The sequence below is a fragment of the Candidatus Palauibacter sp. genome (assembly GCF_965222475.1).
Classification (GTDB): domain Bacteria; phylum Gemmatimonadota; class Gemmatimonadetes; order Palauibacterales; family Palauibacteraceae; genus Palauibacter.
The window spans coordinates 948394-963106 of sequence record NZ_CBDCUB010000008.1 but is presented as its reverse complement, the minus strand read 5'-3'; the positions used below and the strand labels follow the sequence as shown (position 1 = coordinate 963106).

Sequence of the window (14713 nt, the reverse complement as noted above, 5' to 3'; positions counted from 1 at the left end):
CCCGTCGAAACGTTCCCGCGGGAACGTCCGGCCGCTGCGGAAGGGCGCGAAACGGTGGCGGGAGAGTCTGGAAACGTTCCCGCGGGAACGCGTGAACCCGGATCGTGCTACGATCCGACGCGCGCCTCGGCCTCGATCTCGACGAGGTAGCCCGAGCCGATGAGGCCCGCCTGCACGAGCGTGTTGGCCGGGCGGATGGCGCCGAACCGCTGGCCGTGCGCGCGCGCGACGGGTTCCCAGTCCGCCAGGTTGGAGATGAAGATCCGCGTCCGGTACACGTCTTGGAGCGTCCCCCCCAGCGCCTCGAGCGCACCCTCGATCTTGTCGATGACGAAGTGCGTCTGCGCGGCGGGGTCGTCACCGCCGATCAGACGGTCTCCGTGCGTGGCCGTCGTCCCGGAGACCGCGATGTGGTCGCCCGTCCGCACCGCGCGGCTGAACCCCGCGACCTCCTCCCACACGGTTCCGGACACCGCCCGCGTCCGGCTCCCGGGCCCGTCATGGACCGGATACGGGGACGGAAAACCCCCCACGTGGTGGCTGAGGTCGCCCGCCGCCGTCAGATGGGGAGGCCTCCGGTACTCGTCACCGCAGTCGCCGGGGATGGGGTCCAGCGCCGCGCTGGCCGCCGCGAGGCGTTCCCGGTCCTCTGCGTCGAGCCGGAGCGGGGCGAGGCGGAGGTTGTCGGCGATGTGATCGCGCCGCCCCAGCCGGGCCCCGATGATCACGCCCGCCACCGCGGGCCGGTCGAGGATCGCACGCGTCGCGACGTTCGCCATCGACACCCCGTGTCTCTCCGCCACCGTTCGGATCGCGGCCAGGAGCGGCTGCAGGCGCTCCCATCCGCCCGCCGCCTCGACGAAGCGCCTGTACTTCATCTCGGACCACGTCTTCACGCCCTCCGGGCCCGGGTCCTCGGCCCCCAGCCAGCGTTCCGTCAGGAGCCCGCCCGCCAGCGTCCCGTACGCGAGGAGTTGGACCCCGTGCTTCCGGCACACGTCCGTCATGGCGCCCGCCGCCCGCCCGTCGAGGAGGGAGAAGGAGACCTGGTTCGAGACGACCTCGATCCCGGTGTTCAGCACCATGTCGAGGTGCGCGGCGTCGAAGTTCGTGAGTCCGAGGTGGTGGATGAGTCCCTCGTCCTTCAACTCCTGGAGGGCGAACAGGCAGTCGAGCCAGTCGGGGTCCGAATAGCGCCACGCGTGGAACTGCAGGAGGTCGACCGCGTCGGCGCGCAGCCGGTCGAGCGACCGCCCCACGGCCTCGCGCACGGTGGCCCGCGTGTGCGCCCCCGGCTCGGGGGTCCACTTGGTGAGGAGCTGGAGGTCTCCGGGTCGGCGCGTGGCGCAGACTCCGGCGATGTCCTCTGCGGAGCCGTAGTGGTCCGCCATGTCGAAGGTCGTGAACCCGGCCTCGGCGTACGCGTCCATCGCGGCGGCCGCGGCGTCGACATCGACCGGACCCGCGCGCTCCAGGTCCGCGATCTGCCACAGCCCCGTCAGCACCCTCGAGATCTCGAGACCGGGGGCCAGTTCCCGGCGTTCAGGCGTGGTCAGGCGGCAACTCCCGGAACAGGCGCTCCACGTCGACCCCCGAGGCTCGCAGCCGTCTCATGTTCCGCACGTAGATGAGCGATGCGACCGTCATGACGCCGATCCAGATCGGGGTGGAGCGAAAGTACCACGCCGACACGTCCGCTGTGAGGTCTTTCCAGATGTGCGTCGCGAGAAACGTGCCGAGCAGCACGACCCCGGCCAGGCACGCCCACGTTCGGTCGGTCGGGCCGCTGAGGACCCGGAAGTTCGCGGCGATCCCGGGGTTCCGGCGCGGGAGCACGAGCACGGAGACGCACATGAGGATGAAGTTGACGAGCATCGAGGTGACCATGATGTCGATGCCGAGGAAGAAGTCGCCCGCGAAGCGGGAGCCGAGGATCGCGAGGGAGGCGAGCGTCGCCGAGAGGAGGATCGCCGCGGTCGGCGTATGCCGCCTCGGATGCACGCGCGCCAGGCGCGAGGGGAAGATCCTGTCCTCCGCCCACGCGAACACGAGACGGGACACGGAGAGGAGCATGGCCGGGAGATCGTTGATGAGGGCGATCGCGGCCCCCGCCACGATGGCGATCGTCCACCCCGGCGGGAGGACGTAGCCGAGGAGCCCCGGCGCGGTGAGGTCCTGGCCCTGGGCCCGGTCCCAGACGAACTCCCACGGCACGGTGTGATACACCGCCGCCGTGAAGAGCAGGTAGTAGGCCCCCACGATGAGCACCGCGAGACAGATCGCGAGGGGCAGGGAGCGGCCGGGGTCTCTCGCCTCGCCGCCGGCCTGCGCGATGGCGTCGAAGCCGACGAAGCTGGCGAAGAGGAGGCCGGTGGCGGCGAGAAAGCCGGCCGGGCCGAGGGGCGGGGGGGTGACGCTGGGCACCCCGACCCCCTCCCGGGCGAGCAGCGCGGCCGCGAAGTCATCGTGATCGAACGCGAACCCGGCCACGATGACGATCGCGCCGAGGGCGAACATGACGATCATGAGCGGCACGACGGTGCGCTCGTAGGCCCTGAGGCCGCGGAGGTTCACCCACACGAACGTCCACAGGAGCGCGAGCGGCAGTCCCACCCGGAGGTAGTCGGTCTCGAGGGCAGCGGCCGCGCCCCCCAACCCCAGCGCGTCCACGATGTCCCGCAGGAAGGGGATGACGAGATAGGAGACGACCCCGATCACGATCGAGAGGCCGAACCACTGCGAGAAGCTCGCCACGAAGCCCCAGTAGGGACCGAGCGCCCGGCTCGCGTACACATAGCTGCCGCCGGCCCGCGGCATCGCCGAGGCGAGGACCGCGTAGGCGAGCGCCGCGAGGACCGCGGGGAGGGCCCCGAACGCGAACGCGGGGAGCACGTTCTCCCCGATCCCGGGCACGTTCCGCTGGATCATGACCGGGACGACGTTGATCCCCGCACCCAGCATCGAGCAGATGCCCGTCGCCGCGAGCCCCCACAGGCCGAGCCGGCGGACGAGGCCGACCCCCTCCGGGGCGGAGGTCCCCGGGCCGCCGTTCCCCGGCGTCAGACTTCCTCCCCCGCGAGGAACATCCACGTCTCCACCGCGGTGTCGGGGTTGAGCGACATGCTCTCGATCCCCTCCTCCACGAGCCAGCGGGCGAGATCGGGGTGGTCCGACGGTCCCTGGCCGCAGATGCCGATGTACTTGCCCGCCCCGGTGCAGGCGCGGATCGCCATCGAGAGCGTCGCCTTCACCGCCGCGTCGCGCTCGTCGAAGATGTCGGCGATGAGCCCCGAGTCCCGGTCGAGGCCGAGCGTGAGCTGCGTCATGTCGTTGGACCCGATCGACATCCCGTCGAAGTGCTCGAGGAAGTCATCCGCCAGCAGCGCGTTCGAGGGAAGCTCGCACATCATGATGAGCTGCAGGCCGTCAACGCCGCGCGCGAGACCGTTCTCCGCCAGCAGATCGACGACCGCCCGGGCCTCCGCCACGGTGCGGACGAAGGGGACCATCACCCACACGTTGTCGAGTCCGATCCGGCCCCGCACCCGGCGCAGCGCCCGGCACTCCAGCTCGAAGGCGGGCCGGAAGCTCTCCGACACGTAGCGGGAGGCGCCGCGGAAGCCGAGCATCGGGTTCTCCTCATGGGGCTCGTACCGTCGTCCGCCGATGAGGTCCGCGTATTCGTTCGACTTGAAGTCGGACAGCCGGACGATGACGGGTTCGGGGGCGAACGCGGCGGCGATGGTCGCGATCCCCTCGGTGAGTTTCTCGACATAGAACTCCACCGGGTCGGCGTAGCCCGCGTGCTGGACGCGGATTTCCTCCTGAAGCTCCGGAGGCAGATCGTCGAACTCGAGCAGCGCCTGCGGGTGGACGCCGATCATGCGGTTGATGATGAACTCCAGCCGGGCGAGTCCCACCCCGTGGTTCGGGATCGTGGCGAAGTCGAACGCGCGGTCGGGGTTCCCCACGTTGAGCATGATCTTGACGGGGATCTCGGGCATGGCGCCCAGCTGAATCTCACCCTCCTCGAAGTCCAGCATCCCCTCGTAGACGTAGCCGACATCGCCCTCGGCGCACGACACCGTCACCTCTCCGGCATCGGCGAGCTGCGCGGTCGCGTCACCGCAGCCCACCACCGCGGGAATGCCCAGTTCCCGCGCGATGATCGCCGCGTGGCAGGTGCGGCCGCCGCGGTTCGTCACGATCGCGGCGGACTGTTTCATCATCGGTTCCCAGTCCGGGTCCGTCATGTCCGTGACGAGGACATCGCCCCGCCGGAAGCGTCCGATCTCGGAGGTGGACTCGATGACGCGGGCCGGCCCGCGCCCGATCCGGCCCCCGATGCTGCGGCCCTCGGCGAGCACGCGCCCCTGCTCCCTGAGCGTGAAGCGCGTGATGACGCCGCCCGTGCGGCTTTGCACCGTCTCCGGGCGCGCCTGCAGGATGCGCAGCCCGCCGTCGACCCCGTCGCGGGCCCACTCGATGTCCATCGGCCGGCCGTAGTGCTCCTCGATGAGGAGCGCCTGCCGGGCCAGTTCGTGCACCTCGTCGTCCGTGAGGGAGAAGCGACGCCGATCCTCCTCCGGCACGTCCACGGTCTCGACCGCCGGGGCCGCGCCGCCGGACGCGGAGCCCGAGGCGGATCCGGCCTCGGCGTAGACGAGCTTGATCGCCTTGCCGCCCAGGTTGCGGCGTACGATCGCGTGGCGGCCGGCCCGCAGGGCGGGTTTGTAGACGTAGAATTCGTCGGGGTTCACGCTCCCCTGCACGACCGTCTCGCCGAGCCCGTACGCGCTGGTGATGAAGACGATGTCCCGGAACCCGGACTCGGTGTCGAGCGTGAACATCACGCCGCTCGCGCCCAGGTCCGCGCGCACCATGTGCTGCACCCCGACGGAGAGCGCGACGTCACGGTGGGCGAACCCCTGGTGGACGCGGTAGGCGATCGCGCGGTCGCTGAACAGGGAGCCGTAGACCTCGTGCACCGCCCGCAGGACCGCGTCCACGCCCCGGACGTTGAGCAGGGTATCCTGCTGCCCCGCGAACGACGCCTCCGGGAGATCCTCGGCGGTGGCGGAGGAGCGCACCGCCACGGACGCGTCGGCACCGGCCCCGCCGCCGAGTTCGCGGTACGCCCCCTCGATCCGGGCGGCGAGTCCCGGCGAGAGCGGCGTGTCGGCGATCCAGGCCCGGATCTCGCGGCCCGCGGAGGCGAGGGCTGCGAGATCCTCGACATCCAGCGCGTCGAGCGTCTCGTGAATGCGGTCGCCGAGTTCACCCGACAGGAAGTCGCGGTACGCCGCCGCGGTGATCGCGAAACCTCCCGGCACGTCCACGCCCGCGGCGGAGAGGTGGGAGATCATCTCGCCGAGCGAGGCGTTCTTCCCCCCGACCGATTCGAGATCGGACAGCCCGATGGACTCAAAGGGTGCGATGTACCCGGACACGGCGACTCCCAACCCCGGCCTCCCGACGACCCTGGACGGTTGTCTAAGGTGGATCGAAGCCGGAGAATCAGCGTACGATGACCCAGCGAACGGTTTTCTTCGTCTCCGACCATTCCGGCGTCACGGCCGAGACGCTCGGCCAAAGCCTGATCGCCCAGTTCGACGCTCTCGACTTCACGAAAATCACCGTACCATTCGTGTCCACCGTCGACAAGGCGAAGCGGGCCGCGAGGAAGATCAACGCCGCCGCGCGGGAGCAGGGGTCGCCTCCGATCGTCTTCAGCACGCTGGTGAAGGAAGACGTTCGAGATACGGTGCGCGCCATCGTCGCGCGCACCGACGCGCTCTTTCTGGATTTCTTCGACTCCTTCCTCGGCCCGCTCGAACAGGAACTCGGCCGCACGTCCCAGCACGCGATGGGCCTCTCGCACGGGATTCAGAACTACCGGGAATACGACCGCCGCATCGAGGCGATGAACTTCGCGCTCGCGCACGACGACGGTTCGAGCCCGGACGGATACGAGGAGGCCGATGTCGTCCTCGCGGGCGTCTCGAGGTCGGGCAAGACCCCGACCTGTCTGTATCTGGCGCTGCAGTACGGCGTGTTCGCCGCCAACTATCCGCTCACCGGAAGCGATCTGGAGGAGCGGCGGATTCCGACCGCCCTCTCCCGGCATCGCGACAAGATCTACGGGCTCACGATCGAACCCCGGCGCCTGCGGGAGTTGCGGAGCGCGCGCGGGATCGGCCGCCGCTACGCGTCGCCCCGGCAGGTGAGCTTCGAAGTCCGCCAGGCCCAGGCCCTGTTCGACAGACTCGACATTCCGTTCGTCGATGCGACGCGTTGTTCGATCGAGGAGCTGGCGAGCCGGATCCTCGATGCGACGCGGCTCGAGCGACGCACCACCTCGTGATTCACCCCCCGACCGGAGGTTGCACCATGCGTTCGTCCATCACCCGCCTGCTGGCGCTGCCCTTCCTCGTCCTCTGCGCGACACCGGCGACTGCCGCCGCGCTTCCCCAGGAAGCCGGCCCGGCCGCCGATTGGGACGTGACCGCGCCGCGCGGCGAGACGCGCGAGATCGACTTCACGACGGACGAGGGGACGTGGATCTCGATCGACCTCGAGCCGGGCGGCGAGTGGCTCGTGTTCGACCTTCTGGGCCATATCTACCGACTCCCCGTCACGGGGGGAGAGGCGACGGTCCTTACGCAGAACAGCGGCGTGGCCGTCAACTATCACCCGCGTCTCTCGCCCGATGGGTCGACGATCGCGTTCATCTCGGACCGCGGGGGTCAGAGCAACCTGTGGCTGATGGACGCCGATGGCTCGAACCCGCGTCCCGTGTTCGAGGATCAGGGGCTGCGGGCCTGGGAACCCGCGTGGAGTCCGGACGGGCGCTTCATCGCCGTGAGGCGGGCTTCGACGGGACGGGGGGGCGGGGGCCCCGCGCCGGGCCTGTGGATGTACTCGCGCGATGGCGGCGAAGGGGTGCAGCTAGTGGGCTCGGACTACTCCGGCGCCGCGTGGCCCGCGTTCTCGCGCGATGGCGCGTCGCTCTACTTCCAGATTCGCACGGCTCCCCCCGGCACGTGGTCGGGACGCACCGACGTCATGCAGGGGCACAAGCAGATCCGGCGGCTGGACCTCGAGTCGGGACGGGTGGACGAGATCACCTCCGGGATCATGGTACAGCAGGGGCAGACCTCGAGCGGGGGGGCGATCGCGCCGGAGCCGTCGCCGGACGGACGCTGGCTCGCCTTCGCCCGCCGGATTCCCGATGGGACGATCTCGCATCGGGGACTCCGTTTCGGGCCTCGGACGGCGCTGTGGCTGCGCGATCTCGAGACGGGCGACGAGCGCGTCCTCATGGACCCGATCGAAGTGGACATGGCCGAGGGGATGAAGGTGTCCCGCGACCTGCCGGGGTACAGCTGGTCCGAGGACTCGCAGTCGATCGTCATCTCCGCCGGCGGGAAGATCCGGCGCGTGGATCTCGAAGGCTCCGTGACGACGATCCCCTTCACCGCCCGCGTGCAGCGCACCATCTCGGAGATGGCGGGCCGGCCGCAGGTGGCGCTGGGCGAGACGTTCAAGGTGAAGTTCCCGCGCTGGACCGCCTCCTCGCCGGACGGAAGCCGGCTCGTCTTCCAGGCCGTGGGGCGGGTGTGGGTCATGGACCTTCCCGACGGGACGCCGCGCCGGCTGACGCCGGATTCGTTCGGACCGTTCGAGATGGCGCCGGCCTGGTCGCCGGACGGGGGCTCGATCGCCTTCACGAGCTGGGCTGACGCCGCGCAGGGGCATGTGTGGCGCGTTTCCGCGGAAGGGGGCGAGCCTCGGCAGCTCACGACCCGCGCGGGGGAATACGTCCATACGGTGTGGAGCCCGGACGGCGGCGACATCGTCGTCACCCGGGGGTCGGGGGCGACGAGCCACGGGCGGACGGTGGCCAGCAACCAGTTCTACGACTTCGTGCGGGTGCCGGCCGGGGGCGGCGACGCGACGCTGATCGCGAAGGTCGCCCGGCCCTATGGCGGGGGACGCCCGCTCATGCCGCGGCGGCCCATCTCGCAGGCGTCGTTCGGCCCGGACGGGCGGCTCTTCTATCCGGAAGCCGTCGGTCCGGCGGACGGCGAGCCGGCGGGGACCGAGATCGCATCCATCCGTCTGGACGGGAGTGACCGCCGCGTGCACTTCACGCTGCCGGACGCGGACGAGGCGGCGGTCTCGCCCGATGGCGCGTGGCTCGCCTTCCAGGAGGGGGACAACATCTACAAGATGCCCTTCCCCTACGGCGGGACCGGGTCGAACACCGTCCGCATCGACAAGCGGAACGGCCAGCTCCCGGTGACGCAGGTCAGCCTCGAGGGCGGCATCCACCCGCGCTGGCGCGACGCCGGCAGGCTCGAGTTCGTGAGCGGCCCGCGCTTCTACACGCACGACGCGGCCTCGGGCGAGACGGTCGAGACGCCGATCGACCTCGAACTCCCGCGCCACATCGCCCGCGGGAGCGTCGCGTTCACGGGCGCCCGGATCATCACGGTCGAGGATGACCGGGTCATCGAGGGCGGCGACATCGTCGTGCGCGACGGGCGCCTGGCCTGCATCGGCGACTGCGCGACGGACGGCGTGGACCGTGTGATCGACGCGGCCGGCGCCACGATCATGCCCGGCCTCATCGACATGCACGCGCACCACCACCGCGACCACGAGGGCGTCATCCCCCAGCGCAACTGGGAGTCCGCGATCTACATGGCGTACGGGATCACGTCGACGCTCGACAACTCGCAGTGGTCCTCCAACGTCTTCCCCGCCGCCGAACTCGTCGAGGCGGGAGCCATGATCGGCCCCCGGACCTACAGCACCGGGGATCCGGTCTACTCGGGCGACGGCGCGCGCCAGAACGAGATCACGAGCTACGAGGTGGCGGACCAGAACGTCGCGCGTCTCATGTCGTGGGGGGCGGTGATGATCAAGGAGTACCTCCAGCCGCGGCGCGACCAGCGGCAGTGGGTGACGGAGGCGGCCCGGCTGCGAGGCATGCGCGTGACCGCCGAGGGCGGCGACATCGAATACAACATGGGCATGATCATGGACGGCCATACCGGGTGGGAGCACCCGATGAGCTACATGCCCCTGTACCGGGACGTGGCGAAGTTCTTCGGCCACGCCGACGCGGTGTACTCACCCACCTTCATCGTCGGCGGCCCCAGCGCCTGGAACGAGGAGTACTTCTTCCAGACGTACGAGGTGTGGAAGGACGAGAAGATGCGCCGCTGGCTGCCGTGGCGGATGCTCATCCCCTCCACCCGGCGCCGCATGCTCCGCCCGGAGACCGACTACAGCTTCCCGCTCCTCGCGCGCGGCCTCGGCGACATCATCGAGGAAGGCGGCTGGGGCGCGATCGGGTCGCACGGCCAGTTGCACGGCCTGGGGTCACACTATGAGGTGTGGATGGCCGCGGCGGGCACCGACGAGATGACGGGGATCGAGATCGGCACGATCCACGGGGCCCACTTCCTCGGGCTCGAACACGAGACGGGGTCGCTCGCCGAGGGCAAGCTGGCGGACTTCATCGTCCTCAACTCGAACCCGCTGGACGACATCCGGAACACGACGGACATCCGCCTCGTGGTGAAGGACGGGATCGTCTACGACGCGGACACGCTCGACGAGGTGTGGCCGAACCCGAAACCGTTCGGCCACCACTACTGGGTGGACGAGGACGCCCTCATGAGCGACGACCGCTCCACCGACTACTGGGACGGCCAGCGAGGGAGCCCCCCGGGTGAGGCGTCACCTCGCCCTCGTAGCGGCGGTGGCTCCGATGCCCGGAACTGACAGCGTGACACGAAGGTAGCCGGAGAGCCCAGTAAACGTGAATGGGCGCTGAACCGATCGGGATTCTCGGCGTGGGGGCGGCGCTGGCCGGACTCAACCTCAGCAGTTCGTACCGGCACCGGGACGACATGCGCCCGAGCAGAGCTGAGCCTTGTTCAGTCGTTGCCGGCGATGGCGCGGCGGATTGCCCGGGCGGTGATCTCGGCGCGGTAAGTCACGAGCCTGCGCCCGTTTTCGATCGTCCGCTCGACCGGTGAGAGGTCGACGCCGTTGATCGAGAAGAGTCCGGCGTCCATTCGCTGATCCGTGCGGATCGTGTTCGGATCCACCGTCGCCATGATCGATGAGTAGTGGTAGTCGTCGTGGTACTCGTTGCGGGTGGCGACGCAATCGTCGGGCTGCTGGAAGATCCCCAGTTCTTCCTTCAGAAAGTCGCAACTGTAGATGTCCCCGGCATAGTACTCGGGGATGAAGTGGACCCGCGCCGTGCGGTCGGCCCAGGCCCGGTTGAGGGCGGCGGCCACGTTCTCCATCCCGCGGACGTTCCCTCCGCTGTCCCCGATGAGGACGAGGTTCTCGAACCCGTGCGCGGCGAGGCTGCCGAGCACGTCCGCCAGCATGGCCTCGAACGTCTCCTGCCGGACGCTGATCGTCGCGTGGTAGCGCATGTGTCCGCTCGGGGGGTCGATACTCCCCTCCGGGACGAGCTTGATGATGGGGGCCACGAGCGCGTCGCCGAGCTCGCGCGCGATCGCCTCGGCCGTGGCCTGCAGCACGAAGTTGTGCTTGCCGCTCGCCAGATAGGGTCCGTTCTGCTCGACGCCGCCGGTGCCGACGATCGCGGTCGTCATCCCTTCGGCGAGCGCGTCCCTCACCTCCATCCACGTCATCTCCTCGATCCACACCGTGTCGAGCCGGTCGATCGGACGCGGGGCGTCGAGATCCTGGGCGCTCGCCGGCATCGGGGCGAGGGCCGTCATGCACAGGCAGAGGAAGGCCGCGCCGGAGGCGAGGGGGCGCGACGAGAGCGGGGCGCGGGGGAAAACGTGGCTGAACACGGCGGTCTCCCGGGGTCGAGGCTGCGGCGGACGGCGGACGATCCGTACTATACGGCGAGGTTGAAGGTTCGCGTCAGAGTCCCGGACATCCCCTGACATCGGAGGACCCCATGAAGCCGGCCCCACGCGTCTCGTTGACCGGCGTCGCGCTGGCGGCCTCCCTGGCGGGCTGCCAGTCACCCTCCGCGGACGCAACTCCGTTCGACGTGGTCGAAGCGACGATTCCCGAGATGCGGGCCGCAATGGAGAGCGGGCAACTCACCTCGCGGCAACTCGTCATGGAGCACCTGGCGCGAATCGCCCGCTACGAGTGGCAGCTCAACGCGGCCGTGTCGATCAACCCGAACGCGCTCGAGGAGGCCGAGGCGCTCGACGCGGAGCGCACGGCGGGGAACGTGCGCGGGCCGCTGCACGGGATTCCGGTCGCGCTCAAGGACAACATCCACACGACGCACATCCCGACGACGGGGGGCTCGCTCGCCTTCGAGGGATTCTACCCGCCGTACGAGGCCACGCTCACGGCCAACCTGCGCGAGGCGGGCGCGATCATCATCGCCAAGGCGGGGCTCACGGAGTTCGCGAACTTCATGGCCGGACCGCCGAACCGGATGCCCGGCAACTACAACGCGCTCACCGGCTACGGGCTCAACCCGTACGACCCGCGCCGCGACCCGCGCGATGACCGGAACGACGGACGCCCCGCCCTGACGACGGGGGGCTCGAGTTCCGGGATCGGGACGACCGCGAGCTTCTGGGCCGCGAACGTGGGCACGGACACCGGCGGGTCGATCATCAGCCCCTCGAACGCGAACATGCTGGTGGGCATCCGGCCGACGATCGCGAGGGTCAGCCGCTGGGGCGTGGCCCCCGTCACCCTGGACCACGACATGGCGGGGCCGATGGCCCGGACCGTGACGGACGCGGCGATCGTGCTCGGGGCCATGGAGGGAGCGGAGCCCGACCCCGACGATGCGGCCACCGGGCGCTGCGAGGCGCCGCCGGGGCTCGACTACACGCCGTTCCTGAACGCCGACGGGCTGGAGGGGGCGCGGATCGGGATCCCGCGGGCCTTCTACTACGAGCCGGTGGACGTCGGGGGGCGGTCGATCGGCGGGCTGGGCGAGGAGGCGGCCGCGCTCATGGCGGAGGCGGTCGCGGTGCTCGAAGCGGAGGGCGCCGTCGTCGTGGATCCGGCCGAGATCCCGAGCTTCGTCGACCCGGATCCCGACGCGAACTTCAACACATGGTCGCTCTGCATCGGCGGACACCAGGCAAGAGGTGCGGACGAGGGGTGCTCCGTGAACTTCAAGTACGGGATGAAACGGGACTTCGATGCGTGGCTCGCCTCGCTCGGGCCCTCGGCGCCGGTGAAGACGCTCACCGAGCTTCGCGAATGGAACCTCGCGCACCGCGATGCGGGGTCGATGAAGTACGAGCAGTCGCGCTACGACATCTCCGATGAGATGGACGTGGAGGCGGACCGGGCCCGGAACGCGGCGGACATGGCGAAGGACTCGCTCCTCAGCCAGGCGCGGGGGATCGACGCGGTGCTGGCCGAATACGAACTGGACGCGATCTTCACGCCGGGGAGCCGAGGCGCGGGGCTCGCGGCCCGGGCGCAGTACCCGCACATCGCGGTGCCGTTCGGCTTCGTGGCCAACGCGCCGTCGCCGCCCTTCCCCGAGGGCTTTGACGCCCGGCCCGCGCCGTTCGGGGTCGGGTTCACGGGGTCGGCGTGCAGCGAGCCGCGGCTCATCGAACTCGCCTACGCGTTCGAGCAGGCCACCCTGCGGCGCGTGGCCCCGGAAGGGTTCCGGTGAGCCGCGGGCGGGCCGGGGCGCCCCGGTCACGCGAGAGTACGGGCTGATGCCCTACACGGTCGAGGACCTGGTCGCCCTGTTCGACCTCGAGCCCATCGAGCGGAATATCTACCGGGGTCAGAACCGCGACATCGGGTCCGGGCGGCTGTTCGGCGGGCAGGTGCTCGCGCAGGCGCTCGTCGCGGCACGCCGGACGATCGACGCGCCGGACCGCGAGGCGCACTCGCTGCACGGCTACTTCATCCTCGCCGGCGATCTCGACATCCCGGTGGTCTACTTCGTCGACCGGCTGCGGGACGGCCGCAGCTTCCTGACGCGGCGGGTGACGGCGATCCAGCACGGGCGCGCGATCTTCAACATGTCCGCCTCGTTTCACAAGCGGGAGCCCGGCATCTCGCATCAGGCCGCGATGCCCGACGTGCCGCCGCCGGAAGAGCTGGAGTCCCAGCTCGACGTCATCCGTCGGCACGCGGACCGGATTCCCGAGGGGCGACGAGACCTTCTGACTCAGGACCGCCCGATCGACCGGCGCCCGGTCGTGCCCATGGATCCCTTCGAACCGGAGCCGGCGGACCCCGTCAAGCGCGCCTGGATTCGCGCCGTGGGCGACCTCGGCGACGATCCGCTCGAACATCAGTCGGTGCTCGCCTACGCCTCGGACTACGGGCTCCTCAGCGCCGCCCTGCTGCCGCACGGCCGCACCTTCTTCGACGCGGACCTGATGGGGGCGTCGCTCGACCACGCGATCTGGTTCCACCGCCCGTTTCGGATCGATGAATGGCTGCTGTACGAGACGGAGAGCCCGATCGCGAGCGGCGCGCGGGCGTTCACCCGCGGGACGTTCTTCACCCGGGACGGTCAGCTGGTGGCTTCCGTCGCGCAGGAGGGCGTGATCCGAACCGGCGGGCGGCCGGGCTCTCGCGGTCGGCCCGGGCCCGCACAAGACGAGAAACAAGGAGATGGCGGATGACGCGATTCAATGGGACGTTCGGGGAGGTCGGGATCGGCGCGGCCGTCGCGCTCGGCGCGGCGGTCGCGGCCGTTGGCGCGTGCGGCCCGGGCCCCGGGGCGGACGCCGGGGTCGAGCCCGTGAACGACCTGCCCAACCCCTACGAGCGCATCGAACCGTGGGCCGCACTGCCCCCGGGCGCGACGCAGTGGGGCCAGGTCACGGGGGTCGAGCAGGGTCCCGACGGGAACCTCTACGTCATGCACCGCTGCTTCGAGAACAGCTGCGCGGACCGTCCCGAGGACCCGATCGTCAAGTACGACATGTCGGGCCGGGCGCTCGCCGCGTGGGGCGCGGGCCTGTTCAACTATCCCCACGGCTTCCACGTGGACTACGAGGGGAACGTGTGGGCGACGGACGCACGGGGGGACGGCGAACTCGGCCACCAGGTGTTCAAGTTCAGCGCGGATGGGGAACTCCTGTCGACGCTCGGACAGGCCGGCGTGGCGGGCATCGGCCCGGATGTCTTCAACCAGCCCACGGATGTCCTCGTCCTTCCCGGGGGAGACTTCCTCGTCACCGAGGGTCACGGGGAGGGTAACGACCGCGTCGTCCGCTTCAGCCCCGAGGGCGAGTTCATCGACGCGTGGGGCGGCCCCGGCTCGGGCCCCGGCCAGTTCCGGACGCCGCACGCCATCGCCCGGGACTCGCAGGGACGGATCTTCATCGGGGATCGGGCGAACAACCGGATCCAGATCTTCCGCGAGGACGGGACGTTCCTCGAGGAGTGGAAGCAGTTCAGCCGCCCGAGCGGGATCTTCATCGACGAGGACGACACGATCTACGTCGCCGACTCCGAGAGCTGGGGCCCCGACAACCCCGGCTGGAAGAAGGGGATCCGCATCGGGAGCGCGCGTGACGGCTCCATCTCGTACTTCATCGAGGACATCGAGTCGATGACCCGGGAGCACAGCGGCGCCGAGGCCGTGGGCGTGGACTCGGAAGGGAACGTCTACGGCGGCGTCGTGCGACGCCGCATGCTCGAGAAGCACGTCCCCGTGAGGTGAGTCGAGGCTGGCGGTCCGTGGCGA

Annotated in this window: 9 protein-coding genes; 5 read left to right on the top strand and 4 right to left on the bottom strand. The window is 70.1% G+C overall.

The genetic code is table 11. The features are described 5' to 3' along the window. Nucleotides 1-107: 107 nt before the first annotated feature. Genes ACOQPP_RS19550 through ppsA form a run of 3 tightly spaced genes read right to left on the bottom strand, consistent with a single transcriptional unit; the run spans nucleotide 108 to nucleotide 5450 of the window. The gene (locus ACOQPP_RS19550) at nucleotides 108-1505 is read right to left on the bottom strand and encodes an aldo/keto reductase (protein ID WP_419164587.1); all 1398 of its coding nucleotides are present in this window, start codon (nucleotides 1503-1505) and stop codon (nucleotides 108-110) included. Between the two features lie 37 nt (nucleotides 1506-1542). Beyond that, complete coding sequence (locus ACOQPP_RS19545; RefSeq protein WP_420637253.1) at nucleotides 1543-3090, bottom strand: APC family permease; 1548 nt, start codon at nucleotides 3088-3090, stop codon at nucleotides 1543-1545. After that, on the bottom strand, nucleotides 3060-5450 hold the full coding sequence (gene ppsA / locus ACOQPP_RS19540; RefSeq protein ID WP_420637252.1) for a phosphoenolpyruvate synthase: 2391 nt from the start codon (nucleotides 5448-5450) through the stop codon (nucleotides 3060-3062). Before ppsA ends, ACOQPP_RS19545 begins: the two co-directional genes overlap by 31 nt. A 77-nt stretch (nucleotides 5451-5527) precedes the next feature. Between ppsA and ppsR the strand changes: the two genes are divergently transcribed. Both ppsR and ACOQPP_RS19530 read left to right on the top strand, forming a co-directional pair. Beyond that, nucleotides 5528-6364, top strand: coding sequence for a pyruvate, water dikinase regulatory protein (gene ppsR, locus ACOQPP_RS19535; RefSeq protein ID WP_419164584.1), 837 nt, complete (start codon nucleotides 5528-5530; stop codon nucleotides 6362-6364). Nucleotides 6365-6390: 26 nt separating this feature from the next. Further along, on the top strand, nucleotides 6391-9795 hold the full coding sequence (locus ACOQPP_RS19530; protein ID WP_420637251.1) for an amidohydrolase family protein: 3405 nt from the start codon (nucleotides 6391-6393) through the stop codon (nucleotides 9793-9795). 155 nt (nucleotides 9796-9950) lie between these two features. On the opposite strand, the gene ACOQPP_RS19525 is transcribed toward ACOQPP_RS19530, so the two are convergent. Then, entirely contained in the window at nucleotides 9951-10853 is a 903-nt protein-coding gene (locus ACOQPP_RS19525) for a creatininase family protein (protein ID WP_419164582.1), read from the bottom strand. Between the two features lie 110 nt (nucleotides 10854-10963). On the opposite strand from ACOQPP_RS19525, the gene ACOQPP_RS19520 reads away from it, so the two are divergent. From ACOQPP_RS19520 to ACOQPP_RS19510, 3 genes are read left to right on the top strand one after another with little or no spacing between them, the layout of a single operon-like run. Then, on the top strand, nucleotides 10964-12673 hold the full coding sequence (locus tag ACOQPP_RS19520) for an amidase family protein (RefSeq protein WP_419164581.1): 1710 nt from the start codon (nucleotides 10964-10966) through the stop codon (nucleotides 12671-12673). Nucleotides 12674-12719: 46 nt separating this feature from the next. Beyond that, nucleotides 12720-13643, top strand: coding sequence for an acyl-CoA thioesterase II (gene tesB, locus ACOQPP_RS19515; RefSeq protein ID WP_420637250.1), 924 nt, complete (start codon nucleotides 12720-12722; stop codon nucleotides 13641-13643). Continuing rightward, nucleotides 13640-14689, top strand: a complete 1050-nt coding sequence (locus ACOQPP_RS19510; protein ID WP_419164579.1) for a peptidyl-alpha-hydroxyglycine alpha-amidating lyase family protein — start codon at nucleotides 13640-13642, stop codon at nucleotides 14687-14689. Before tesB ends, ACOQPP_RS19510 begins: the two co-directional genes overlap by 4 nt. Nucleotides 14690-14713 lie beyond the last annotated feature (24 nt).